The organism is Streptomyces sp. NBC_00203 (assembly GCF_045206325.1).
Lineage (GTDB): Bacteria > Actinomycetota > Actinomycetes > Streptomycetales > Streptomycetaceae > Streptomyces > Streptomyces lutosisoli.
The window spans coordinates 1,068,096-1,093,325 of sequence record NZ_CP108126.1 but is presented as its reverse complement, the minus strand read 5'-3'; the positions used below and the strand labels follow the sequence as shown (position 1 = coordinate 1,093,325).

The following is a 25,230-nucleotide window of genomic DNA, read 5'->3' as shown; positions in this document are numbered from 1 at the left end:
ACAACTGATCCGAACAGTATCGGTGTTCGAGCGAGCGCGGCGACGGACGTCCGCCCCGCGGCCGGGAGGCCACGGGGCATGGACGTCAGAGGTGATCGGAGTGCCTCACGTGGACTCGCGTCGCACCAGTTCCGTGGGCAGGATCACCGCCGCAGGATCATCGCCCCCTATCTGGGCGAGCAGCACCCGCACCATCTCGGCGCTGATGCGATCCCAGGGCTGGCGGATCGTGGTGAGGGCGGGGGTGGACGCGACAGCGGCGGGGGAGTCGTCGAAGCCGCCGACCGCCACGTCCTCGGGGACCCGGCGGCCGGCCCTGTGCAGTGCGGACAGCACCCCCTGTGCCATCAGGTCCGAGGCGACGAACACGGCGTCCAGGTCCGGGACCCGTTCGAGGAGTCGCTCCGCGCCCGCCTCGCCGCTGGCCCGACTGTAGTCGCCGGGGACGACGAGGCGGTCGTCGGCCTCGATCCCGGCCTCGGCGAGCACCTCCCGGTAGCCCGCGAGACGCTCGACTCCGCCGGGGGTGTCGAGAGGTCCCGTGACCATGCCGATGCGGCGGCGACCGAGGGAGAGCAGATGCCTGACCATGTCCCGGGCGCCGTCCCGGTCGTCCGCGGCGACGTAACTCACCTTGGAGCCCATGCCGATGGGCTTGCCGCACGCGACCAGCGGCACGCCCGCCTCGCGCAGCTCCTCGGCGACCGGATCGCCGGAGTGGCTGGAGACCAGCAGCACCCCGTCGACGTGGCCCGCGGTGATGTACCGCGTTATGCGCCGCCGTTCGTCCTGGGTGCCCGCGAGCATCAGCAGGAGGGGAACGTCGTGCGCGGCCAGCGCCTGCGTGCAGCCGCGCAGCAGGACGTTGAAGTTGGGGTCCTCGAAGAACCTCTCCTGAGGCTCGGTCAGCAGGAAGCCGATCGAGTCGGAGCGTCCGGTGATCAGCGAGCGGGCGTGCCGGTTCACGACGTAACCCGTCCTGCGGATGGCGGCGTTGACCGCCTCCTGGGCGGCGGGGCTGACATAGTGCCCGCCGTTGAGTACCCGCGACACGGTCCCCCGTGAGACACCGGCCTCGCGTGCCACGTCGTGGATCGTCGGCGGTTTGCGCCTGCCCCCCGTGTGATGCATGGTCATGACTTTACGGCTCCGGACAGCAGATCGAGGCTCCAGAACCGCTGGATGACCAGGAACAGCGCGACCAGCGGGATGACCGCGAGCATCGCACCGGTGATCACCAGGGTGTACAGGGCCGGGGTGTTGGAGCCTTGTTCGAGGAGGGTGAACAGGCCGAGGGTGATCGGGAACTTCTCGTCGTCGCTGAGCATGATGTACGGCAGCAGGAAGTTGTTCCACACCGCCACGAACTGGAACAGGAACACCGTCACCAGTCCGGGCACCATCATCGGCAGCGCGATCCGGGTGAAGATCCGCCACTCGCTCGCGCCGTCCATCCGCCCGGCCTCGACCACGTCACCGGGCACCGCCGCGGCGGCGTAGATCCGGGCGAGATAGATGCCGTACGGGGAGAGGACGAGGGGGAGCAGGACGGAGGCGTACGAGTCCGTCAGGTCGGCCTTCGCCATCAGCAGATACTGGGGGATCGCGAGGATCACCGGCGGCATCAGCACGCCCGCCATCAGGATGCTGAAGACGGTCTCGCGGCCGCGGAAGCGGTAGAGCGCGAGCGCGTAGCCGCCGAGCGCGGAGACGGTCGTCGACAGGAGGGCGCCGAGACCGGCGTAGAGGGCGGAGTTGCCCATCCACTTCCAGTAGATGCCGTCGCGGTAGGCGTTGAGGTCCTTCACGTTCTGGGTGAAGCCGGTGCCCGGCAGGAACGTGAACGTCGAGAACAGCTCACGGCCCGACTTGGTGGAGGCGATCACCACCCAGGCGACGGGCAGCAGACAGTAGAGGGCGCCGAGCAGCAGCGTCAGCGTGGGCACCAGGGCGATCCGGCGGCGCAGCGGCGGCCCCTGGGCGGTTCCGGGGGTCGTGCCGGCGGCCGGTGCCGCCTTGCCTACGGCAAGAGAACTCATCGTGCTTCCTCCTGCTTGTTACGGGAGTTCGCGGCGCGCAGGAATCCGAAGGACACGATCAGCGTGACGATGGCGATGATCATGGCCTCGGAGGATGCCGCGTAGATGTCGCCCGCGTTGAACGCGTCCCGGTACACCTTCATCAGCGGACTCCACGTCGTGGAGACGGAGTTGGTGAGGGGCTTGAGGGTGGTGGGCTCGCTGAACACCTGGAGCGTCGCGATGATCGAGAAGAAGAAGGTGAGGACCAGCGAGGGCGCCACCATCGGAATCTTGATCTTCACCGCGATCTGCAAGGGCGTGGCGCCGTCCAGCTTCGCCGCCTCGTACACCTCTGCCGGAATGGCCTGGAGCGAGGTGTAGATCACGATCATGTTGAAGCCGGTGCCGCCCCAGACCGCGATGTTGGACAGGGCCAGATACAGCGGGCCGCCGTCCAGCAGGTTCGGCTGCGGCATCCCCAGCTTGTCGAGGACGAAGTAGAAGGGGCTGACGTCCGGGAGGTACAGAAAGCCCCACAGCAGCGCGGCGACGACGCCGGGAATGGCGTACGGCAGGAAGATCGCCAGCCGGGTGAAGGGGGCGAGGCGCACCTTGTCCGTGTCGAGCATCAGCGCGAACAGCAGCGCGAGACCGAGCATCACCGGAATCACGATGGCGCCGTAGCCCAGCACCCGCAGCGCGCCGTCGAGCAGCTCGTTGTCGGTGAGGGCGTCGGTGTAGTTCTCCAGGCCCGCCCAGACTTCCTTGCGGGCGCCGGCACCGAGGCCCAGGCCGCTGACCTTCACCTTGTGCAGGCTCAGCCAGAAGGCGTAGCCGATGGGCAGCGCGAAGAAGAGGGCGAACAGGATCGTCGCGGGAAGGAGGAAAGCGTACGGGGCCCCCTTGACCCCGTACGACTTCCGACGTGCGGTTGTCACTGAGCGACCCCGAAGCCCTGCTTCTTCAGGTTGGCGACGGTGTCGTCCTGCATGGTCTTCAGGGCGGCACCGAAGTCCGACTTGTTCTTCGCGGCGGCGCCGAAGGCGTCGTTGAAGGACGTGTAGGCGACGTTCACGTTCGGGCCCCACGCGGACGGCGCGGTGGTCTTGGCGATCGCCGAGGCCTTCGTGTAGAAGTCCTGCTGGTTGGAGAAGAAGGCCGGCGGCTGCATGAACGCGTCACTGAGCTGGGCGCTGGTGGAGGCGGGGTAGATACCGCTCTCCTTCGCCAGCGCGGCCACCGCGTCCGGGTCCGTGTTCAGCCAGGCGGCGAACTTCGCGGCGGCCGCCTTGTGCTTCGAGTCCGTGGTGACGGCCGTCGAGGAGCCGCCCCAGCTGCCGGTGACGTTCTCGCTGTCCGACCACTGCGGCAGCGGGGCCATCGCCCACTTGCCCTTGGTGTCGGGGGCCGCGGTGGTGAGGGTGCCCGGCGCCCACACCGCGCTCACCCAGGCGATCTGCTTGCCGGTGTTCAGCGCCTTGTTCCAGGCCGGCTGGTACATCGGCTGGTTGTCGATCACGCCCTCCTTGACGAGACCGCCCCAGAACTTCGCGACCTTCTGCGTCGCCGCGTCGTTGATGCCGACCTTCCACTTGTCGCCCGAGGTGGTCCACCACTTGGCGCCGGCCTGCTGGGCGAGACCGGCGAAGAGGCCGGAGTCGTTGGCGGAGAAGGTGGTGAGGTCCTTGTCCGGCGCCTTCTTCTTCAGCGCGCGGGCGGTCTCCGCGAACTGCTCCCAGGTGGTCGGGACCGTCAGGCCGTACTTCTTGAAGAGGTCCTCGCGGTAGTAGAACATCATCGGGCCGATGTCCTGCGGGATCGCGTAGACGGCGTCCGTACCCAGCGTCGTCTGCTGCCAGACACCGTCGGCGAACTTGGTCTTCGCGTCCTTCGACTCGCTCGATATGTCGGCCAGCGCGTCATTGCTGACGAGCGTCGGCAGAGCCTGGTACTCGGCCTGGACCAGGTCCGGGGCCTTCTTCGCCTTGTGCGCGGTGAGGATCTTGGTGATCAGCGTGTCGCCCGACGCCTGCTTCTTCACCGTGACGGTGATCTGCTGCTTCTTCCCCGGCCCCTTGTTCCACAGGTCCACGACCTTGTCCATGCCCGGGGTCCAGGTCCAGTACGTCAGTGACGCGGGTCCGGACTGGGCGTCGTCCTTGGCGTCCTCCGAGCCGCAAGCGGCGAGAGAGGTGGCGCCGAGCGCGACGGCGATGGTGGTGGCCACGAGGCGGCTGTGCTTCGTGATGGGCATGGATCGTTCTCCCCTGACCTGGGCCTCCGCCTGCTGCGAAGACCTGCCATGCTTCTGTGAGCGTTCACAGTAGAGAAACATCCCGGACACTTGTCAATGGTTGTTGCTGTGCGGTTATGTTGGGCTCGCGCCGCTGGCGCTGTGTGTGAACGTTCCCAAATGATCGATTAACCGGGAGAGATCCATGCCGGAGACCACCCCCAGGGGCCTCACCAGGCTCGCCTTCGGTGGGGACTACAACCCCGAGCAGTGGCCGGAAAGCGTCTGGCACGAAGACGTCCGGCTGATGCGCGAGGCCGGCGTCACGATGGTGAGCGTCGGGATCTTCTCCTGGGCGCTGCTCGAACCGGCACCGGGCACCTACGAGTTCGGCTGGCTCGACCGTCTGCTCGATCTGCTCCACGAGAACGGCATACGCGCGGACCTCGGTACGCCGACCGTGGCACCGCCCGCCTGGTTCTACCGCGAACACCCCGACGCACTGCCCGTCGCCGCCGACGGCACCCGCTACGAGTTCGGCTCGCGCGGCGCCATCTGCCACAGCAACACCGACTACCGTGCCGCCGCCGCGAACATCACCACACGGCTCGCCACCCGGTACGCCGACCACCCCGCGCTCGCCCTGTGGCACGTCCACAACGAGTACGGCGTCCCCGTCTCGGCCTGCTACTGCGAGTCCTGCGCCGCGCACTTCCGCCGCTGGCTGACCCGGACATACGGGACGATCGACGCGCTCAACGCGGCCTGGGGCACCGCCTTCTGGGGCCAGCGCTACGCGGACTTCGACCAGATCAACCCGCCGCGCCTGACCCCGACCGTCGGCAATCCGACCCAGGCCCTCGACTACAAGCGGTTCGCCGACGAGACCATGCGCGAGAACTTCGTGGCCGAGCGGGACATCCTGCACCGCCTCTCGCCCGGCATCCCGGTCACCACCAACTTCATGACCGCCCTGAGCCAGTGCGACTCCATCGACTACTGGGCCTGGGGCCGCGAGGTCGACCTCGTCACCAACGACCACTACCTGATCACCGACGGCCGCCGCACCCATGTGAACCTCGCGATGGCCGCCGACCTCACCCGGTCGGTGGCCGGCGGCGCCCCGTGGCTGCTGCTCGAACACTCCACGTCGGGCGTCAACTGGCAGCCCCGCAACCCCGCCAAGGCCCCGGGCCAGATGGCGCGCAACTCCCTCGGGCATGTCGCGCGCGGCTCCGACGGCGCCATGTTCTTCCAGTGGCGGCAGTCCCGGCGCGGCGCCGAGAAGTTCCACTCCTCGATGCTGCCGCACGCGGGCACCGAATCCCGGGTGTGGCGCGAGGTCGTCGAACTCGGCGCGTCCGTCGACTCGCTGGCCTCCGTCAAGGACACCCGCACCGTCGCCGACGTCGCCGTGCTGTGGGACTGGCACTCCTGGTGGGCGCAGAACCTCCAGTGGCGCCCCAGCGAGGACCACGACCCCCGCGAGCGCGCCGACGCCTTCTACGAAGCCCTCTACGACCGCCACCTCACGGTCGACTTCGCCCACCCGGAAGCCGACTTGTCGGCGTATCCCCTTGTCGTCGTGCCCGCGCTGTATCTGATGACCGAGGCCGCCGGGAACAACCTCCGGGAGTACGTCGAGAACGGCGGCACCCTCGTCGTCTCGTACTTCTCCGGCATCGTCGACGAGCACGACGCCGTGCACGACGGCCCGTACCCGGGCGCCCTGCGCGACGTACTCGGCCTGACCGTCGAGGAGTTCTCGCCGCTCCTCCAGGGCGACCTGGTCCGGATCACGGGTCCCGACGGCTCCGAGCTCACCGGCGACGTGTGGACCGAGTTCGTGGTCCCGCGCGGCGCCGAGACCGTCTGGACCTACGCCGACGGTCTGACCGCGGGTGGGCCGGCCGTCACCCGGCACCGCCTCGGCGAGGGCTCGGCCTGGTACGTGTCCACGCGCCTGGCCGCGCAGGGACTGGACGCCCTGATCGGCTGGGCCGCCGACGACGCGCGCATCGCGCCGCGCGCCGACCTGCCCCGCGATGTCGAAGTGGTGCGCCGCACCGGTGAGTCGGGCACCTACGTCTTCGCCATCAACCACACCTCGTCGGACGCCAAGGTGCCGCTGGACGCACACGGCACCGAGCTGCTGACGGGCGAACGCGCCGCGGGCCGCCTCGCGGTACCCGCGGGAGCCGTGCGGGTCGTACGACTCGACGGCTGAGCCGACCGCCGTCCGGGCCGTCCGGCCCGGGCAGCCGCACCGACCGCCGTCCGGGTCCTTGGACCCGTCCGGCCGAGTGAACAGCCGTCCGGGCCGCAGGACCCGACGGCCGAGCCGACTCCCCTCCGCCCGTGCGAGCACCCGAGCCGCGGGCGGAGGGGTTCCCCCAGCTCCATCGGGGGGCATCCCCATCCCCATTACGTCGAAGGGACGACGGACGAAGATGTTCCATCCCAGACGCACACTCAGGGCCCTGCTGCTGCCGCTCGTGGCCGGACTCGCCCTCACCGCCCTCCCCGCGCAGACCGCGCAGGCGGCGAGCACGCTCACGAACGCCGGATTCGAGACCGACGGGACCGGCGCCGCCGTGCCCAGCGGCTGGTCGGAGTACGGCGACACCGGCGCCTCCTACGTGGAGGCCGGTGGCCACAGTGGGAGTTACCGGCTGACGCAGTACTCCTCCGCCGCGTACAAGGTGGAGACGTACCAGTACCTCTCCGGGCTGACCAACGGGAACTACAAGCTCACCGCCTGGGTGCGCTCGGGTGGCGGCCAGAACTCCGCCTACCTCGCGCTGAAGAACTGCGGCGGCACCGAGCAGCGCACCGACCTGCCCGTCTCCACCAGCGAGTGGATACATCTGGTCGTGCCCGTCTCCGTCACCGGCAACCAGTGCACGATCAGCGTCTACTCCGACGCGAACGCGGGCAACTGGATCAACGTCGACGACCTGACGTTCACCTCGGGCACGAGCAGCGTGGCCATCAAGGGTGCCGACATCTCCTCCCTCGCCAAGAGCGAGGCCCTCGGCGGTGTCTACAAGACCAGCTCCGGCACCACCGGTGACGCGGTCGCCATCCTCAAGTCGTCCGGCATGAACTACGCCCGCCTCAAGGTCTGGGTGAACCCGGCCGACGGCTACAACAACAAGACGCGCGTCCTCGCCATGGCCAAGCGCATCAAGGCGCAGGGCATGAAGCTGCTGGTCGACTTCCACTACTCGGACACCTGGGCCGACCCGGGCAAGCAGACCAAGCCGGCCGCCTGGGCTAGCCACTCCTACAGCCAGCTCAAGACGGACGTCTACGACCACACGTACGACGTGCTCAACGCCCTCAAGGCGCAGGGCACCACGGCCGACATGGTGCAGATCGGCAACGAGATCAACGGCGGCATGCTGTGGTCCGAGGGCTCGACCTCCAACTGGTCGCAGCTCGCCGGCCTGCTCAACTCCGGCTACAGCGCGGCGAAGGCGGTCTCCTCCAGCACCCTGGTCGCCCTGCACCTGGCCAACGCCGGAGACGACGCCACGGTCCGCTGGTGGTTCGACAACGCGGCCACGTACGGGATCAACTACGACGTGATCGGCCTCTCGTACTACGGCTACTGGCACGGTTCGCTCGGGGCCGCGCAGACCACCCTCGACGACGTCGCCTCCCGCTACAGCAAGCCGGTGTTCATCGCCGAGACGGCCTACCCCTTCCGTCTCGACAGCGACGACTCGCTCGTCAACCAGATCGACACGACCGGTGAACTGGTCAGCGGCTACCCGGCGACGACGGCCGGGCAGACCGCCTGGTTCCGCGACGTGATGAACATCGTGGAGGCCGTCCCGAACGGCCGCGGTCTCGGTGTCTTCTACTGGGAGGCCACCTGGACGGCGGTCACCGGCAACGGCTGGGACCCGACGGACGCCACGTCGGGCAACGGCTGGGAGAACCAGGCCCTGTTCGGCTTCGACGACAAGGCGCTTCCGGCCATGTCGGTGTTCAGTCACCGCTGACCCGGCAGGGTCACCACTGAGCCCATGAGGGCCCGGCCGCCATGCGGTGGCCGGGCCTTCGTGCTGTTCTGAGCCGCGGCGTCGGGTGAGCTTCACCCGCTCGGCCTCGGCCAGGGTCGCGGAAGCCCGTGCGTGACGCTCCGGGCTGCGGGACAGTAGCGGGAGACCGCCGTGACGGAGGGGGACGAGATGCTGAGGGTTCCCGTCAGTGGGCAACGCCTGGACATTCTGGAGTGGCTGCGGGACCCCACCGCGCACTTCCCACCACAGCGCTACGGCGACCTCGTCGAGGACGGCGTCAGCCCGGCGGCCCTCGCCGCCAAACTCGGCGTGAGCCGTGCCGTGGCGCGCACCCATCTCGACCTGCTCACCGGGATCGGTCTGCTGCGGGCCACGAAGATCGGACGGCGGACCTTCTACCGCCGCGACGAGTACCGCATCGCCGAGGTCAGCCACTTCTTCGAGAAGGGCTGGTAGCGGCGCGAGCCGCATGGTCACCAGCCTGCGCGGCCGACGGCCGCCGGATCCTGGGAAGCCTGTGGGAACGCGGCCTCGCGATCCGCGATCTGCCCGGTTCCACGGACTGAGCCGCGTGTGCGCCGCCGGTACCCCCGGCGTTACCCTTTGACCGGCCGCGATCTTGTGTCGCGGCGCGGTGGTGGGGCCCGCCGTACCCGAACCGCGGCATCGGTGCCGCCAACGGTCCCTACTTGCGATGGCGCGTGCCCAGGTGCTGCCCGGGCCCCGGCGAGTAGGAGAAGTACGTCCATGACAGTCCCGCACTCCGAGCGTGTCGACGGCCCCGACACTCCTGTACGGATGCCCGTGCGGAAGGCGTCTCCCTGGCGCGGCCAGGGGCCGGTCGTCGCGATGGTCGCGCTCGGCGGCGCCATCGGCGCCACGGCCCGCTACGGAGCGGCACGGCTGTGGCCCGCCGAGACGGGTGGATTCCCCTGGACCACGTTCTGGGTCAATGTCGTCGGCTGCGCCGTCATCGGCGCCTTCATGGTCGTCATCACCGATGTGTGGGCGGCCCACCGGCTGGTACGCCCCTTCTTCGGCACCGGGGTGCTCGGCGGCTTCACCACCTTCTCGACGTACGCCGTCGACATCCAGAAACTTGTGGACGCGGGCCACCCCGGGACGGGGTTCGCCTACCTGGCCGCGACCCTGTTCGCGGCGCTCGCGGCGGTGTGGCTCGCGGTGACGGCGGTACGCCGCGCTCTGGCATGGAGGCAGCGATGACAAGGCTGACGGGCAACGCCCTGCGGGTGACGATCTTCATCGGCGAGAACGACACCTGGCACCACAAGCCGCTCTACTCGGAGATCGTGCACCGCGCCCACGCGGCCGGTCTGGCCGGTGCCAGCGTCTTCCGGGGCATCGAGGGCTTCGGCGCCTCCTCCCTGATCCACACCTCCCGGCTGCTCTCGCTGAGCGAGGACCTCCCGGTGGCCATCGTGATCGTGGACACCGAGGACCGTGTACGGGCCTTCCTGCCGAAGCTCGACGAACTCGTCACCGAGGGTCTGGTGATCCTCGACGACTGCGAGGTCATCCGGTACGCCGGACGCGATGACACCTCGCACGACCGCCCCCGGGGCAGGGGCGGGAAAGGTGAGAAGTCGTTGTGAACTGGCTGCTGGTGATCATCGGTGCCGCGGTCGGCGCGCCCTTGCGCTATCTGACCGACCGGGCGGTGCAGCTGAGACATGACACGGTCTTCCCCTGGGGCACCCTCGTCGTCAACGTGACAGGCTGTCTGATCCTGGGCCTGCTGACCGGCGCGGCTTCCGCGGGCCACGCCTCCGGGCACCTGCAACTGCTGATCGGCACCGGCCTGTGCGGGGCCCTGACCACGTACTCGACGTTCTCGTACGAGACACTGCGGCTGACCGAGACCGGCGCGGGGTTCTACGCTGCCGCCAACGCGATCGTGAGCGTGACGGCCGGCCTGGGCGCGGCCTTCGCCGGGGTCTCGTTTGCGCAAGCTTTGTGGGCCTAGGCGTCGGGCGTTCGCGCGCATAGGCAAGACTGTCCCCCGCACCGTCTACAGCACTGTCGACCAACTCCTCAGAACTGGATCCCATGAGCGTCATCAACGTCGGTCAGGCCGTCGTCCTCGGAGTCGTCGAGGGGGTGACCGAATTCCTCCCCGTCTCCTCGACCGGCCACCTCAAGATCACCGAGGGGCTGATGAACATCCCCGTCGACGACAACGCCGTAGTCGGGTTCTCGGCGGTCATCCAGGTCGGCGCGATCGCCGCCGTGCTCGCGTACTTCTTCAAGGACATCGTGCGGATCGTCTCCGCCTGGGGGCGCGGGCTGCGCGACAAGGAGGAGCGCCAGCATCACGATTACAAGTTCGCCTGGTGGGTCATCTACGCGACCATCCCGATCGTGGTCGTGGGCCTCGCGGCCAAGAAGCTCATCGACGGCCCGCTCGGCTCGCTGTGGGTGGTCGCGGGCTCCCTCATCGTCGGCAGTGGTGTGATGTGGGCGGCGGACCAGATGGGCCGGCACAAGCGCGGTGAGGACGACACCTCGTTCAAGGACGCGATGCTGGTCGGCAGTTCCCAGATCCTCGCCCTGCTCTTCCCGGGCTTCTCGCGCTCCGGCGCCACCATGTCCACGGCGCTCATCCTCGACCTGGACCGCGTCGCCGCCACCCGGCTCTCCTTCTTCCTCGGCATCCCCGCCCTGACCGGCGCCGGTCTGTACGAGCTGAAGGACGCCCTGGGTACGGGGGTGGGCGCCGCCCCGCTGGCCGTCGGCACCCTCGTCTCCTTCGTGGTCGCGTACGGCTCGATCGCCTGGCTGCTGAAGTTCGTCGCCAAGCACTCCTTCAACGCGTTCGTGATCTACCGGATTGTCATCGGCGTGGCGCTGTTCGGGCTGCTGACCACCGGAGTCCTCGACAGCTGAGGACGGAAACAGCTGATCACAGGGGGCGTGAAGTCGACTTTCAGACTTCACGCCCCCTGAATTTTTCTTTTCGCTCCCCTTGACAGTCACCTCCCGGCACCCGCAGGATCACCACCGTGAACCTGTCAGACAGCCAGACAGGTGGCTCGGTACCGCGGCGCGTCAGCGCCATGGAAGCGGTGCTCACCCACCTCCGCGGCGCCATCGAGCGCGGCGAGTACGCCATCGGCGACAAGCTCCCCTCCGAGGCGGAGCTCTGCCGCCGCCTCGAAGTCAGCCGCCCCGTGCTCCGCGAGGCGCTGCGGGCCCTTCAGGTCATGGGCCTGACCGTGTCCCGTACCGGCAAGGGCACCTTCGTCATCGCCAACACGGTCGAGGACCCCACCTTCGGCGACTACGCGGCGAGCGACCTGCTCGAAGTGCGCCGCCACGTCGAGATCCCCGTCGCCGGGTACGCGGCCACCCGCCGCACCCCGGAGAACCTCGACCACTTGGCCCATCTGCTCGACCGGATGGAGCGGGAGACCGACACCACCGCGTGGGTCGCGATGGACACGATCTTCCACATCGCTGTCGCCGAGGCCTCCCAGAACCCGGTGTTCCGCCGGGTCATCGAGGAGATCCGGGACGCCCTGGCCCGTCAGTCGGCCTTCCTGAACGAACTCGGCGGCCGCCGCGAGCAGTCCAACCGAGAGCACCGCGCGATCGTCGAGGCGCTGATCGACGGCAGCGAGACCGACGCGGTGGAGGCGATGTCCCATCACCTCGACCGCGTGGAGACCACCCTCACCGACATCGTGCGCCCCGCGCGTACGGACATTCCCACGGAAGGCGGACCCGAGGCGTGAGCGAGCAGTCCCTGCAAGAAGAATCCGTTCAAGGCGACCCGACGACGACGTCGGCGCGGCCCGCCGCACACGTCGACGCCGGAGACGCGGGTTACAGCAAGTCCCTGAAGTCCCGGCACGTCAACATGATCGCCATCGGCGGCGCCATCGGCACCGGCCTCTTCCTCGGCGCCGGCGGCCGCCTCGCCGACGCCGGGCCGTCGCTGTTCGTCGCGTACGCGGTCTGCGGCCTCTTCGCCTTCCTCGTCGTCCGCGCGCTGGGCGAACTCGTCCTGTACCGGCCGTCGTCCGGCGCCTTCGTGTCGTACGCCCGTGAGTTCCTCGGCGAGAAGGGCGCATACGTCGCGGGCTGGATGTACTTCCTGAACTGGGCCACCACCGGCATCGCCGACATCACCGCCGTGGCCGTCTACACCCACTACTGGGGCATGTTCTCCGACATCCCGCAGTGGGTGATCGCGCTCGTCGCGCTCGCGGTCGTCCTCACCGTGAACCTCATATCCGTTCGCCTGTTCGGCGAACTGGAGTTCTGGTTCGCGTTCGTCAAGGTCAGCGCGCTCGTCGTCTTCATGCTCATCGGCATCTTCCTGCTGGTCACCCAGCACCCGGTCGACGGCCACAACCCCGGCCCGTCCCTGATCACCGACAACGGCGGCGTCTTCCCCAACGGCCTGCTGCCCATGCTGCTGATCATCCAGGGCGTCGTCTTCGCCTACGCCTCCGTCGAGCTGGTCGGCGTCGCCGCGGGCGAGACCGAGAACCCCGAGAAGATCATGCCGAAGGCCATCAACTCGATCATGTGGCGCGTCGGCCTCTTCTACGTCGGCTCGGTCGTCCTGCTGTCGATGCTGCTGCCCTGGAGCAAGTACAGCGCGGACCAGAGCCCCTTCGTCACCGTGCTGTCGAACATCGGCATTCCGGCCGCGGGCGGCGTGATGAACCTCGTCGTCCTCACCGCCGCCATGTCGTCCCTCAACTCCGGTCTGTACTCCACCGGCCGCATCCTGCGCTCCATGGCGATGTCCGGCTCCGCCCCGAAGTTCACCGGCGTGATGAGCCGCAGCCAGGTCCCGTACGGCGGCATCCTGCTCACCAGCGGCATGTGCGTCCTCGGCGTCGGCCTCAACTTCGTGGTCCCCGCCGACGCCTTCGAGATCGTGCTGAACTTCGCGGCGATCGGCATCCTCGCCACCTGGGGCATGATCATGCTCTGTCACCTGCTGTTCTGGAAGAAGACCCAGAACGGCGAACTGTCCAGGCCGGGTTACCGCCTCCCCGGCTCGCCGTGGACCGAGATCGTGACCATCGGCTTCCTCGCCTCCGTGCTCGTGCTGATGTACGCCGACGGGGGAGCGGGCCGTACGACCGTGCTGTGTCTGCCACTGATCGCGGCCACGCTCGTCGCGGGCTGGTACGGAGTGCGCCGCCGAGTCGCCGGGATACGCGACGGGGCCGACGCGTGAACCCGGCCATGACGTACGGCAGTTCACTCGCCGCGGCCCCGGCGATCCGCGAACCCCTGCACGCCCCCGTCGCCCATCTCGTACGCGGCGGTGTCATCGAGGGCATCCACTACGGCTCGGTGGTCGTGCTGGCCGCCGACGGCACCGTGGAACTCCAGATCGGCGACATCGAGGCCGCCTTCTACCCGCGCTCGGCGCTCAAGCCCGTCCAGGCCGTGGCCATGCTGCGCGCCGGACTCCCGCTCGACGGCGAACTGCTCTCGCTGACGGCGGCCAGCCACTCCGGCGAGGAACGGCACCTGGCCGGAACCAGGCGGATCCTGGAACTCGCCGGGCTGCCGGACGACCGGCTGCGCAACGTCCCGGACCTGCCGTTCGACCCGGTCGTCCGCGAGACCTGGGTGCGCGAGGGGCGCCTGCCCTCCCAGCTCGCCCAGAACTGCTCCGGCAAGCACGCGGCGATGCTGTACACGGCCCACCTCAACGGCTGGTCCCTCGACGACTACCTCGACCCGGCGCACCCGCTTCAGCAGGCCATCGCCGAGATCGTCGAGGACCTCACCGGACAGGCCATCGCCCAGGTGACCGTCGACGGCTGCGGCGCGCCCCTGTTCTCCGTCTCGCTGCACGGCCTCGCCCGCGCCGCCGCCCGGATCACCACCGCCGCGCCGGGCACCCCCGAGGCGCGCGTCGCCGACGCGATGCGCGAGCACGCCGAGATGGCCTCGGGGTCCGGGCGTGACGTGGCCGCGCTGATGCGGGCCGTGCCGGGGCTGCTCGCCAAGGACGGCTTCGAAGGCGTGCAGGTCGCTGCGCTGCCGGACGGGCGGGCCGTCGCCGTGAAGATCGCGGACGGTGCCGATCGGGCGCGGGTTCCGGTGGCCGCGGCGGCCCTTGCTCGGGCGGGCGTTGATCCGGCGGCGCTCGCCGAGTTCGCCGGCGTGCCGCTCCTTGGGGGCGGTGCGGTGGTCGGTCACATCCGGGCGGTGCGGGCGCTCGAAGCGTTGCCGGCGCACGACGTGTGCGCCTGAGCGCCGTGCGAGTAGGGCTGTGCGGCGGGTGCTGGTTCGTTGTGGCTGGTCGCGCAGTTCCTCGCGCCCCTTAGGCCTGCTGCCTCTCGCCCTGCTTTACGTCTCACCCCTCCCACCCTCACGTTTTCACCCTCACCCTCCGAAAGAGGACCGCCCAGCCATGACCACCGTCGCAGCAGCGCACCGTAGCGAGCACGATCTGCTTGGAGACCGCGACGTCCCCGCCGACGCGTACTGGGGTATCCACACCCTGCGCGCCACGGAGAACTTCCCCATCACGGGCACCCCGATCTCCGCCTACCCGCATCTGATCGACGCCCTCGCCGCCGTCAAGGAGGCAGCCGCCGGCGCCAACGAGTCACTCGGCCTGCTGGAGCCCCGCAAGGCGGCCGCCATCGTCGAGGCCTGCCGGGAGATCCGGGACGGCAGACTGCACGACCAGTTCGTCGTCGACGTCATCCAGGGCGGCGCGGGCACCTCGACGAACATGAACGCCAACGAGGTCGTCGCCAACCGGGCGTTGGAACTGCTGGGCCACGAAAAGGGCCAGTACCAGTACGTGCACCCCAACGAGGACGTCAACCTCGGCCAGTCCACCAATGACGTCTACCCGACCGCCGTCAAGGTCGCCACCGTCTTCGCCGTGCGCGGGCTCCTCAAGGCGATGGCCGTGCTCCAGGACGCGTTCGCCGCCAAGGCCGTCGAGTTCCGCGACGTACTGAAGATGGGGCGCACCCAGCTCCAGGACGCGGTACCGATGACGCTGGGGCAGGAGTTCTCGGCGTACGCGGTGATGCTGGACGAGGACCGCAGCCGGCTCGCCGAGGCCGTCGAGCTGATCCACGAGATCAACCTCGGCGCCACCGCCATCGGCACCGGGCTCAACGCCCCCGCCGGATACGCCGAGTCGGTGCGCCGCCAGCTCGCGGACATCACCGGGCTGCCGCTGGTCACCGCCGCCAACCTGGTCGAGGCGACCCAGGACTGCGGCGCCTTCGTCCAGATGTCGGGCGTACTGAAGCGGATCGCGGTCAAGCTCTCCAAGAGCTGCAACGACCTGCGGCTGCTGTCCTCCGGGCCGCGCGCGGGCCTCAACGAGATCAACCTGCCGCCGGTGCAGGCGGGTTCGAGCATCATGCCAGGCAAGGTCAACCCGGTCATCCCCGAGGTCGTCAACCAGGTCGCCTTCGAGGTGATCGGCAACGACGTCACCATCACCATGGCGGCGGAGGCCGGCCAGCTCCAGCTCAACGCCTTCGAGCCGATCATCCTGCACTCCCTGTCCGAGAGCATCACGCACCTGCGGGCCGCCTGTCTGACCCTCGCCGAGCGGTGCGTCGCCGGGATCACCGCGAACACGGAGGTGCTGCGGGCGGCCGTGGAGAACTCCATCGGGCTGGTGACCGCGCTCAACCCGCACATCGGGTACACGGCGGCCACCGACATCGCCAAGGAGGCCCTCGCCACCGGACGCGGCGTCGCCGAACTCGTCCTGGAGAAGGGCCTGTTGCCCGCCGAGCGCCTGGAGGCGCTGCTGCGGCCCGAGGTGCTCGCCGGCAGCGGCGCCCGGCTGGAGGTCTGAGCCGATGAGCAGCGGGACCGGCCGGGCGGCACAATGGTGATCATGTCGTATTCGTCGTCTCTGGCCTTCCAGCCGGTCCTGGAGCGCATCGCCACCGAGATCGCGCAGACGCCGGGGCGCGGGCGACCCGCCGACTACATTCCGGCGCTCGCCGCCCGCGACCCGCGCAGCTTCGGCATGGCCGTCGCGGAGCTGGACGGCACGGTGTACGGCGTGGGGGACTGGCAGCAGCCGTTCTCCACGCAGTCCATCACCAAGGTCTTCACCCTCGCCCTCGACCTGGCCCGCGAGGGCGACGAGCTGTGGGAGCACGTCGGCCGCGAGCCCTCCGGCAACCCCTTCAACTCGCTCGTCCAGCTGGAGTACGAGAACGGCATCCCGCGCAACCCGTTCATCAACGCGGGCGCCCTCGTCGTCACCGACCGCCTCCAGACCCAGACCGGCGACGCGGCGGGAGCACTCCTCGACTTCCTGCGCGCCGAGAGCGGCAACCCCCTGCTGACCTTCGACAAGGACGTCGCCGCGTCCGAGGCCGCGCACGGCGACCGGAACGCCGCGCTCGGCCACTTCATGGCGTCCTACGGCAACATCGACAACCCGGTGCCGGCCCTCCTCGACCAGTACTTCCGCCAGTGCTCGATCGAGGCGTCCTGCGCCGACCTCGCCCTTGCCACCGGCTTCCTGGCCCGGCACGGCGTCCGCGCCGACGGCTCCCGGCTGCTCACCCGCAGCCAGGCCAAACAGGTCAACGCGGTCATGCTCACCTGCGGCACCTACGACGCGGCGGGCGACTTCGCCTACCGGGTCGGCCTGCCGGGCAAGAGCGGCGTCGGCGGCGGCATCATCGCGGTGGTACCGGGCCGCTGCACGCTGTGCGTCTGGAGCCCGGGCCTGGACGAGCGGGGTAACTCGGTGGCGGGCGTGGCGGCACTGGACCGCTTCACGACACTGACGGGCGTGTCGGTGTTCTGAGAAGGGTGTCAGCCATGAAGCACCCGCACCCGACAAACCACCAGCAGACCCCCGTCCGATTACACGGAGGCCATGAGACGGCCCCCGCCCGGAGGGCACCCCGTCGCTTTCCGGCCACCCGCCCTTGACACGCTGGCCAAGTGTTGGCCAAGGCTCCCGTCGATCTCCGCCGCTGCCAGGCCCTGGGCCTGGCCGGTACCGCCTTCCTCGCCCTGGGCGGTGAGACGGCCGGGGCGCTGCCCATGCAGGACCTTCTCGCCCCCGAGTCCGGCCGTGCCGTACTCGGCCTGGTCGGCGTCTACTTCGGCGTCGTCCTGCTGATAGCCGCGTGGGCGCTGCTGGGCACCGTCGTACGGGGCCCCGAACCACCGACTCCCCGCTCCCTGCTGCTCGTTCTCGCCGTGTGGGCGGCGCCGCTGCTGCTCGCGCCGCCGCTGTTCAGCCGGGACGTGTACAGCTATCTCGCGCAGGGCGCCATGGTCGACGCGCACATCGACGTGTACGCGCACGGGCCCGCGCAGCTCGGCGGTCCGCTCGCCGACGAGGTGGCGCCGGTGTGGCGGCAGACCACGACGCCGTACGGCCCGGTCTTCCTCGCTGTCGCCTCCGCGCTGTCCGGACTCACACGCGGGGAGATACCGGCCGGACTGCTCGGCATGCGCCTGGTCGCCCTGCTCGGCGTCGCCCTGATGGCGGCGGCGCTGCCCCGTCTCGCCCGGCACAGCGGCGCGGATCCGGCCGCCGCGCTGTGGCTGGGGGCGCTCAACCCCCTCGTCCTGCTGCACCTGGTGGCCGGTGCGCACAACGACGCCATCATGCTCGGTCTGCTCGGTGTCGGACTGGTGGCCGCGCGCGGCCGGTGGCACGTCCTGGGCGTCGTCCTCATCACCCTCGCCGCCCTGGTGAAGGCGCCCGCGGTGCTCGGCCTCCTTGCGGTGGTCGCGCTGCGCGGGCGCCGGGGGATGCTGAGGTCCGCCCTGACCACGACCGGGGTCGCCCTCGCCACGACGGTCGCGGCAACCGCCGCCACCGGTACGGGATACGGCTGGATCGCGGCCCTGAAGACCCCCGTCTCGCCGCACAACTGGTCGCCCACCAGCGTCCTCGGCCGCGCCACCGGCGCCCTGCTGGAGAAACTCGGCAGCGGCCTGGCACCCCTGGCGCTGCCCGTCTGGCACGCGGCGGGACTCGCGCTGACCGTGCTGGTCGTTCTGTTCATATGGCTGCGCCTGCGGCCCGGCCCGATCTACGCGCTGGGCCTGAGCCTGGCCGCCGTCGCCGTGTTCGGCCCGGCGATCCGGCCCTGGTACGCGCTGTGGGGCCTGTTCCTCATCGCGGCGGCGGCGCCGAGCGGTTCGGTACGCCACCGGGTCGCGGCCGCCAGCGCGGTGCTCGCGCTCGCCGTGCTGCCGAGCGGGGGACCGCCGGACGCCGAACAGGTGGTCCTGGCCGTCTCCGGCGGAGTACTCGCCCTCGTCGTGCTCTGGCACGCGCACCAGGCGGCGCAGGCACCGGTGCTCGGGCGTACGGCATGAGAGGACCGGAGGGCATGAGAAGACCGGGCGGCACCGATCGCCGGCGGTTGCTCTTCGTGCTCGTACTCGCCGTCGCCGTCGGCGTGTTCACCGCCACCGTGCCGCTGCTGCGCGACTGGTTCGACCTGCGCGTCTACTACGGGGCCGTCGACACCTGGGTCCACCACGGCGGCCGGATCTACGACTACCGGGTGCCGGGGACGACGTACGGCTTCACCTATCCGCCGTTCGCGGCCCTCGGCATGCTGCCGATGGCGCTGGTCGGGCTGCGCACGGCGATCGCCGTCGGGCTGCTGCTCAACCTCGCCGCCCTCGGCGCGGTCGTGTGGGTCCTGGTCGGGCCCGCGCTGCGCCGCTACGGCTGGTTCGGTTTCGCCCTGGCGGGCTGTCTGCTGGCGCTGCTCGAACCGGTCCGTGACACCTTCAGCTTCGGCCAGGTGAACCTGCTGCTCCTGGCCCTCGTGCTGAGCGACGCGTGGCTGCTGTCCACCGGCCGGGGACGCCGGGCGGGCGTCGGGATCGGCCTGGCGGCGGCGGTCAAGCTCACCCCCGCGCTCTTCATCGGCCTGCTGCTGCTCGCCCGCCGCTGGCGCGCCGCCGGGGTCGCGACGGCCGTCGCCGCGGCGGCCACCGCGCTGGCCGCCTGGGCGGCACCGGGCGCCTCTCGCTTCTACTGGACCGGCGCGGTGTGGGACACAGCCCGCATCGGACAGCTCGGCTATGTCTCCAACCAGTCGTTGCAGGGCGTCCTGGCCCGGCTCGCGGCACCGGACGAACCGAGCAGGGCCGCCTGGGCGACGGCCGCCCTGCTGGTCCTGTGCGTGTGGGCGTGGCGGACCTCCCGTGCCCTGGCCGACGAGGACTGGACGGCCGCGTTCGCCCTCACCGGGCTCGCCGCCTGCCTCGTCAGCCCGATCACCTGGGTGCACCATCTGGTCTGGCTGCTGCCGTCCTTCGCCGTACTGCTGCACCGGGGCCGGCCGCGGATCGCGGCCGCCTTGTACGTCGTGCTGTGCAGCAGCGTGGTGTGGCTGTGGTTCGACGACGCCTCCGGCCTCGACGGGTTCCTCGGCAGCAACACGTATACGTGGATCACGCTCGGGCTGCTGCTGTGGCTGCCCGTCGGTCAGTCACGCGTGGGCCGTGTGCCCTTGAGCCGCAGGGCCAGGGCGACGCCGCCGGCGCCCAGGCCCGCCGCGCCCGCGATGACGGCGGCCTCGGACCAGCCGGCTCCGTCGCTCTCCGCCGGAGTCGCGGGCAGGGCTTCGGGTCCCGCGGCCGGTACCCGACGCGTGTCGAGCAGCGTCCCGACGGGATCGACGTGCCCGGCCGCCCCGAAGCCCCAGTCGAGCAGCGAGCGTGCCTCCTCGTACACGGCGAACCCGCCGCCCTCCTGAGGGTTCATCACCGTGACGACAAGGGTGCGCCCGCCCCGCCGCGCGGCGGCGACGAGCGTGTTGCCCGCGTCGGAGGTGTAGCCGTTCTTGACGCCGATCAGGCCCGGGTACGGCTCCACCCCGTCGGCGCCGGTCAGCAGCCGGTTGGTGTTGTGGATCTCGAACGCGTAGCCGTCGCCGGGGAACATGGCCTCGGCGGTGGAGCAGTACCGCGCGAACTCCGGGTTGCGCAGTCCGGCCCGCCCGAAGACCGCGAGGTCGTACGCGGACGAGACCTGGCCGGGTGTGTCGTAGCCGTCGGGCGAGATGACGCGGGTGTCGAGGGCGCCCAGCGAACGGGCCTTGGCCTGCATCCGGGCGGCCGTGGTCTCCCAGCCGCCGTTCATCGCCGCCAGCACGTGCACGGCGTCGTTGCCGGAGTTGAGGAAGACACCGCGCCACAGGTCGGCCACGCGGTAGGTGCGCCCCTCCGCGACGCCCACCAGGCTGCTGCCGGGGCCGATGTCCTGGAGCTCCTCCTCCTTGACGGTGTGCCGGATGCCGCCAGGCAGTGCCGGGAGCGCCGTGAGTGCGAACAGGGTCTTGAGGGTGCTGGCGGGCGGCAGCCTGAGGTGCGCGTCGCGCGCGGCGAGCACATCGCCGGTGCGGGCGTCGGCCACCAGCCACGACAGCGCGGAGACGTCGTCGGGGACCTCGGGCGCCCCGGCCCGGAGCCGTACCTGTGTCCCCGGCCGGTACAGCGGCGGCGGCTGCGAGGCCGCGGGCCTCGGCGCGCCCGGGTCCGTGTGGGCCCGGGCGGCAGCCGGACTCGGCGCGAGGGCCAGCGCGCCCACCGCACAGACGATGGAACAGGACACGGCGGCGCGGGAGGCGATGGCGCGGGGTGAGTATCCGATGGTCATTCCGCCAACGTAGGAACGGAGTCGCCGTACGCCGGGGTGCCAGGGCCGAGCGGCCGGATCGAGTACCCGGATGCCGCACGCGAGGCAGGTCAGGCGACCGGCAGGGTCGGCTGGACCTGGCGGAGGAAGGCCGCGTTGTCCGGGGTGGCGCGCATCCGCTCCAGGAGTGTTTCGAGGCCGGCCTGGCCGTCCCGTGTCTGCAGGGCGCGCCGCAGGCCTCGCATGGCCGTCAACTCGGCGGCGGGCAGCAGGAGTTCCTCGCGGCGGGTACCGGACGGGGTGATGTCGACGGCCGGGAACACGCGTCGTGAGGCGAGGGTCCGGTCGAGGCGGAGCTCCATGTTGCCGGTGCTCTTCAGCTCCTCGAAGAAGTAGTCGTCGGCGCGGGAGCCGGTCTCCACCAGGGCGGTGGCGAGGATGGTGAGCGAGCCGCCCTCCTCGGCGAGGCGCGCGGCGCCGAAGAACTTCTTGGGGCCGTGCACGGCGGCGGCGTCGACGCCGCCGCTGAGGGTGCGGCCACCGGAGGCCGCCGCGTTGTTGTGCGCCCGGCACAGCCGGGTGAGCGAGTCCATCAGGATGACCACGTCCTCGCCCTGCTCGACGAGCCGCTTGGCGCGCTCGATGACGAGCTCGGCGAGGGCGATGTGCTGCTTCGGCGTCTTGTCGAAGGTCGAGGCGAAGACCTCTCCCCGGACGGAGCGCCGCATGTCGGTCACTTCTTCGGGCCGCTCGTCGAGCAGCACCACCATCAGGTGGCATTCGGGATGGTTGCCCGCGACGGCGGCGGCGATCTGCTGGAGCAGCACCGTCTTGCCGGTCTTGGGCGGGGCGACGATCAGGCCACGCTGGCCCTTGCCGACCGGCGAGAGCAGGTCGACGACGCGCCCGGCCAGACCGCTCGCCGGGTGTTCCAGGCGAAGCCGGTCGCGGGGGTGCAGCGGGGTCAGGTCGCGGAAGTGCGGGCGGCCGCGCAGCTCTTGGGGCGTACGGCCGTTGATCCGCTCGACCTCGCCGAGCGTGCGGGGTCCGCCGCGTACGCCTTCGACGGTGTCGCCCTTGCGCAGGCCGTAACGGCGGATCAGCGCGGCGGAGACCTGGACGTCGTTCGGCGTCGGCAGGCAGTTCGCGGAGCGCAGGTGCCCCTTCCCGTTGCCGTCGATGTCGAGGACACCGGTGGCGACCTGGGCCTGGGGCTGCTGCTGTACAGGGGGGTGTTCGAGTGTGGTGGTCATGAGAGGGGGTCCTTTCGAGGACGGATTCATGAGGTCATGAGGAAGGGAGGGGAGGTGCCGGCGGAGGCGGCGTGCTCACGCGTCCGTACGGCGGGGAGACAACACCTCGGGTACGGCGGACGGAAAGAACTGCCCGTGGCCGCGCTCAAGAGGTTGTGCTGAGAAGCTGGTCCGCCGGTCGGAAAGCAACGGGCGTTTCAGCGATAAGAGAGGGAACTGGCACCGGCGCCCGAGACGGGGCGTACACAGGTGCTGCTCGCACTGTACCACCCGGTGACGGGGTCCCGCTGTGATCTGTGACTCAGCGGCCCGCGAGGAGGCCGTACAGCAGGGGAATACGCGGCTCGGTCTCCGGCAGACGCCACCACCCGGACGGGGTACGGGTCATCTGCGGCCACCGGGGCCAGGGAAGCTCGTCGCTCTCCCGCAGTCGCCGGATACCGAGCCCCGCTCCTACCAACGCGTTGACGACCTCGTCCATTCCATGCATCCACTCGAAGCTGTCGGTGGCACCCTGCACGGCCGGACCGTCGGTGTAGGTGTACGTCGCGTCCCGGTGGACGGCGTCCCGGCCGCCCAAGTAGTCGTGGCGCAGCAGCAGTTCGCCTCCCTCGCCCTCGGCGGGCTTGGGGCCGAGCGAGTTGAGCAGCGGGTGGAACTCGACCAGGTACAACCGCCCGCCCGGACGCAGGAGCTGGGCGATGACGGCGGCCCAGCGCTCCAGGTCGGGCAGATAGCACAGGGCGCCCTTGCCGGTGTAGATGACGTCGAACCGCTGCCCGCCCAGCGCCTCGACGGCGTCGTACACATTGGCCTGTACGTAGGTGATGCCGGCGCCCGCGCGTGCCGCGATGCCGGCCGCTGCCGCCACGGACGCCTCGGAGATGTCGAGGCCGACGGCGCGGGCGCCGCGCTCGGCGAAGGCGATCGTCTCGGTGCCGAGGTGACACTGGAGATGGAGCACGTCGAGGCCCGCGAGTTCACCGAGGTCCTCCCACTCGAAGGCGGCGAACCAGCGGGACGGATCGAGTTTCCCGTGCAGCCCGTAGAACCGGCTGGCGAGATGGACGGGGGTGCGCGCATCCCAGTTGGCCTGGTTGGCCCGCATCATCCGCTCGTGCTCCTCGGTCATGGGGACCATCCAACCGTGCGCGGCGGGGGAGCGGTGGGAAGAACTCCGGATCGGCGGGAGTTGGTGCGTGGCGAGCCGCCGACTACGAGAGAAGGTACCTCTCATGCGCGCACTGATCGTCGACCCCACGGCACCCGGAAGGCTGCGCCTGGGCGAAGCCCCCGATCCCGTACCGGGCCCCGCCCAGGTCCTGGTGGAGGTCCGGCACACCTCGCTCAACGCCGCCGAGCTCTTCTTCGCCGAGCGCGCCGAGCCCGGCGAGGTCATCGGCTTCGACGCGGCCGGTGTCGTCGTGACCGCCGCGGCGGACGGCGGCGGACCCGCCGTCGGCAGCCGGGTGGTGGGCTTCGCCGACGGTGGCGGCTTCGGCGCGCTGCGCGCCATGGACGTCGCGGACGTGGCCGTGGTGCCCGACGCCGTCGACCTGGGCGAGGCGGCCACACTGCCGGTCGCCGCCGGCACGGCCCTGCGGGCGCTGGAACAGGCGGGACCGCTGGTGGGCCGCAGGGTCCTGGTGACGGGCGCGTCCGGCGGCGTCGGCGGGTTCGCCGTGCAGCTCGCGGCGCTCGGCGGCGCGTACGTCATCGCGGTCGCCGGTTCCGAGGAGAGCGCCCGGGGGCTCACGGACCTCGGCGCGGACGAGGTCGCGATCGGCCTCGCCGGTCCGACGGAACCGGTCGACGTGGTGATCGACACCGTGGGCGGCGACCAACTGATCGCGTCCTACACCCTGTTGGCACCCGGCGGCACCCTGCAAAGCGTGGGCTGGGCCTCCGGCCGCGAAGCCACCCTGCCCGTCGGATCCACCCTGGGCAGCCCCGTCCCGAAGGCCATCGTCTCGGTCTACAACGGCGGCGGACTCACCGACCGCCAGGCCCAGTTGAGCAGACTGCTCACCCTGGTCGCGGCGGGGAGGCTGCGCGTCCCGGTCGGCTGGCGCGGACCGTGGGACAAGATCGCGGACGCGGTGGAGGCGCTGGGGAGCCGCCGGTTGCGGGGGAAGGCGGTGCTGGACGTGGGCTGAGGCGGCGTCCGACGCCGGACGGCACCTCACCTGTGCCACCGGTCCCGGGTAGCGGACGATCAGTTGGTGGTGCCGCGGGTCGGCTCGTGGCTGCCGGCGGCCCAGGAGGCGAGGAAACGCAGCCCTTCGTGGGTGGGCGTGCCAGGCGCCGCGGTCCAGACGACGAGCTGCTGGTCGGGGTCGGTGCTGCAGGTGAGGGTGTCCCATTCGAGGACGAGGGTCCCGGCGATGGGATGGTTCAGCGTCTTGGTGCCGACGGTGCGGGCGGCCACGTGGTGAGCGGCCCACCAGCGCCGGAAGTCCGGGTCCCGCTCGGACAGCTCGTTGACGATGCTGGTGAGCCGTGCGGAGCCGGCGTTGTGCGCCGCTTCCATGCGCAGTTGGGCGACCGCGATACGGGCCGTGTTCTCCCAGTCCGCGTAGAGCTCGCGCATGGCGGGGCTGAAGACCATCAGGGCGTAGTTGCGGTCCTTCTCCGGGATCTGCCCGAAGTCGCCGACCAGGGCGGCGGCCAGCGGATTCCACGCCAGCACATCCATGTGGCGGCCCAGGACCATGGCGGGGATGGAACCGAGGTCGTCGAGCAGCCGCTGCAACTGCGGCTGGACCGTCTGCACGCCGTGCGTGCGCGGCCGGGCGGGTTCCTTCCCGGCCAGCTCGAACACGTAGGCGCGCTGGTCCTCGTCCAGGTCCAGGACACGGGCGATGGCGTTCAGCACCGGCTCGGACGCCTGAATGCGGCCCTGTTCCAGGCGGGTGTAGTAGTCGGTGCTGATCGCGGCCAGCATGGCCACTTCCTCCCGGCGCAGGCCCGGCACCCGCCGTACGGCCCCGCCGGGCAGCCCCACGGAACGAGGGGTGAGCTCCGCGCGCCGGGCCTTGAGGAATTCCCCCAGCTCACTGGGTGCGTTGCGCGTCATGGC

Annotated in this window: 22 protein-coding genes and 1 pseudogene; 15 read left to right on the top strand and 8 right to left on the bottom strand. The window is 70.4% G+C overall.

Annotated elements, in window-relative coordinates; all coding sequences use genetic code 11:
• Positions 1-105: 105 nt before the first annotated feature.
• Genes OG975_RS05255 through OG975_RS05240 form a run of 4 tightly spaced genes read right to left on the bottom strand, consistent with a single transcriptional unit; the run spans position 106 to position 4,275 of the window.
• Positions 106-1,137 carry a LacI family DNA-binding transcriptional regulator gene (locus tag OG975_RS05255; RefSeq protein WP_406327777.1) on the bottom strand — a complete coding sequence of 344 codons (1,032 nt, stop codon included), beginning with the start codon at positions 1,135-1,137 and terminating at the stop codon, positions 106-108.
• Positions 1,134-2,039 carry a carbohydrate ABC transporter permease gene (locus OG975_RS05250; RefSeq protein WP_406327776.1) on the bottom strand — a complete coding sequence of 302 codons (906 nt, stop codon included), beginning with the start codon at positions 2,037-2,039 and terminating at the stop codon, positions 1,134-1,136. The genes OG975_RS05255 and OG975_RS05250 overlap by 4 nt, the downstream gene beginning before the upstream one ends.
• Complete coding sequence (locus OG975_RS05245) at positions 2,036-2,959, bottom strand: carbohydrate ABC transporter permease (protein WP_406327774.1); 924 nt, start codon at positions 2,957-2,959, stop codon at positions 2,036-2,038. The genes OG975_RS05250 and OG975_RS05245 overlap by 4 nt, the downstream gene beginning before the upstream one ends.
• The gene (locus OG975_RS05240; protein ID WP_406327772.1) at positions 2,956-4,275 is read right to left on the bottom strand and encodes an ABC transporter substrate-binding protein; all 1,320 of its coding nucleotides are present in this window, start codon (positions 4,273-4,275) and stop codon (positions 2,956-2,958) included. Before OG975_RS05240 ends, OG975_RS05245 begins: the two co-directional genes overlap by 4 nt.
• 184 nt (positions 4,276-4,459) lie before the next feature.
• Here OG975_RS05240 and OG975_RS05235 point away from each other — a divergent pair, with 184 nt between their 5' ends.
• The 14 genes from OG975_RS05235 to OG975_RS05170 all read left to right on the top strand — a co-directional run bounded on the left by OG975_RS05235 (position 4,460) and on the right by OG975_RS05170 (position 20,017).
• Positions 4,460-6,481, top strand: coding sequence for a beta-galactosidase (locus OG975_RS05235; RefSeq protein WP_406327771.1), 2,022 nt, complete (start codon positions 4,460-4,462; stop codon positions 6,479-6,481).
• A 223-nt stretch (positions 6,482-6,704) separates the two neighbouring features.
• Positions 6,705-8,264 (top strand): glycosyl hydrolase 53 family protein, encoded by a 1,560-nt coding sequence (locus OG975_RS05230; RefSeq protein ID WP_406327769.1) that lies wholly within the window; start codon positions 6,705-6,707, stop codon positions 8,262-8,264.
• Positions 8,265-8,453: 189 nt separating this feature from the next.
• Complete coding sequence (locus OG975_RS05225; protein WP_406336153.1) at positions 8,454-8,741, top strand: ArsR/SmtB family transcription factor; 288 nt, start codon at positions 8,454-8,456, stop codon at positions 8,739-8,741.
• Between the two features lie 291 nt (positions 8,742-9,032).
• Positions 9,033-9,509, top strand: coding sequence for a fluoride efflux transporter CrcB (crcB, locus tag OG975_RS05220; protein WP_406327768.1), 477 nt, complete (start codon positions 9,033-9,035; stop codon positions 9,507-9,509).
• Positions 9,506-9,898, top strand: coding sequence for a DUF190 domain-containing protein (locus tag OG975_RS05215; RefSeq protein WP_406327767.1), 393 nt, complete (start codon positions 9,506-9,508; stop codon positions 9,896-9,898). Before crcB (OG975_RS05220) ends, OG975_RS05215 begins: the two co-directional genes overlap by 4 nt.
• On the top strand, positions 9,895-10,269 hold the full coding sequence (crcB, locus tag OG975_RS05210; protein WP_381248674.1) for a fluoride efflux transporter CrcB: 375 nt from the start codon (positions 9,895-9,897) through the stop codon (positions 10,267-10,269). Before OG975_RS05215 ends, crcB (OG975_RS05210) begins: the two co-directional genes overlap by 4 nt.
• Positions 10,270-10,352: 83 nt before the next feature.
• On the top strand, positions 10,353-11,189 hold the full coding sequence (locus OG975_RS05205; protein WP_406327765.1) for an undecaprenyl-diphosphate phosphatase: 837 nt from the start codon (positions 10,353-10,355) through the stop codon (positions 11,187-11,189).
• Positions 11,190-11,359: 170 nt separating this feature from the next.
• Positions 11,360-12,037 carry a FadR/GntR family transcriptional regulator gene (locus OG975_RS05200; protein WP_406336152.1) on the top strand — a complete coding sequence of 226 codons (678 nt, stop codon included), beginning with the start codon at positions 11,360-11,362 and terminating at the stop codon, positions 12,035-12,037.
• Positions 12,034-13,500 (top strand): amino acid permease, encoded by a 1,467-nt coding sequence (locus OG975_RS05195; RefSeq protein WP_406327764.1) that lies wholly within the window; start codon positions 12,034-12,036, stop codon positions 13,498-13,500. The genes OG975_RS05200 and OG975_RS05195 overlap by 4 nt, the downstream gene beginning before the upstream one ends.
• An 8-nt stretch (positions 13,501-13,508) precedes the next feature.
• On the top strand, positions 13,509-14,531 hold the full coding sequence (locus OG975_RS05190) for an asparaginase (protein WP_406336151.1): 1,023 nt from the start codon (positions 13,509-13,511) through the stop codon (positions 14,529-14,531).
• Positions 14,532-14,691: 160 nt separating this feature from the next.
• On the top strand, positions 14,692-16,113 hold the full coding sequence (aspA, locus tag OG975_RS05185) for an aspartate ammonia-lyase (protein ID WP_406327763.1): 1,422 nt from the start codon (positions 14,692-14,694) through the stop codon (positions 16,111-16,113).
• Positions 16,114-16,146: 33 nt separating this feature from the next.
• Positions 16,147-17,085, top strand: coding sequence for a glutaminase (locus tag OG975_RS05180; protein ID WP_406327761.1), 939 nt, complete (start codon positions 16,147-16,149; stop codon positions 17,083-17,085).
• A 140-nt stretch (positions 17,086-17,225) separates the two neighbouring features.
• Positions 17,226-18,620: a polyprenol phosphomannose-dependent alpha 1,6 mannosyltransferase MptB gene (mptB, locus tag OG975_RS05175; RefSeq protein ID WP_406327760.1), complete on the top strand. Its 1,395-nt coding sequence runs from the start codon at positions 17,226-17,228 to the stop codon at positions 18,618-18,620.
• Between the two features lie 14 nt (positions 18,621-18,634).
• Positions 18,635-20,017 carry a glycosyltransferase 87 family protein gene (locus OG975_RS05170; protein ID WP_406327759.1) on the top strand — a complete coding sequence of 461 codons (1,383 nt, stop codon included), beginning with the start codon at positions 18,635-18,637 and terminating at the stop codon, positions 20,015-20,017.
• A 59-nt stretch (positions 20,018-20,076) separates the two neighbouring features.
• Here OG975_RS05170 and OG975_RS05165 read toward each other — a convergent pair.
• The 3 genes and pseudogenes from OG975_RS05165 to OG975_RS05155 form a co-directional block, all read right to left on the bottom strand.
• Positions 20,077-20,919: pseudogene (locus OG975_RS05165) on the bottom strand (D-alanyl-D-alanine carboxypeptidase family protein); the annotation flags it as partial.
• 89 nt (positions 20,920-21,008) lie between these two features.
• On the bottom strand, positions 21,009-22,151 hold the full coding sequence (gene rho / locus OG975_RS05160) for a transcription termination factor Rho (RefSeq protein ID WP_406327758.1): 1,143 nt from the start codon (positions 22,149-22,151) through the stop codon (positions 21,009-21,011).
• Positions 22,152-22,452: 301 nt separating this feature from the next.
• On the bottom strand, positions 22,453-23,283 hold the full coding sequence (locus OG975_RS05155) for a class I SAM-dependent methyltransferase (protein ID WP_406327756.1): 831 nt from the start codon (positions 23,281-23,283) through the stop codon (positions 22,453-22,455).
• Between the two features lie 103 nt (positions 23,284-23,386).
• Between OG975_RS05155 and OG975_RS05150 the strand changes: the two genes are divergently transcribed.
• Entirely contained in the window at positions 23,387-24,307 is a 921-nt protein-coding gene (locus OG975_RS05150; protein WP_406327754.1) for a zinc-binding dehydrogenase, read from the top strand.
• Between the two features lie 59 nt (positions 24,308-24,366).
• Here the strand turns inward: OG975_RS05150 and OG975_RS05145 are convergent, their stop codons facing one another.
• The gene (locus tag OG975_RS05145; RefSeq protein WP_406327753.1) at positions 24,367-25,227 is read right to left on the bottom strand and encodes a helix-turn-helix domain-containing protein; all 861 of its coding nucleotides are present in this window, start codon (positions 25,225-25,227) and stop codon (positions 24,367-24,369) included.
• Positions 25,228-25,230: the final 3 nt, after the last annotated feature.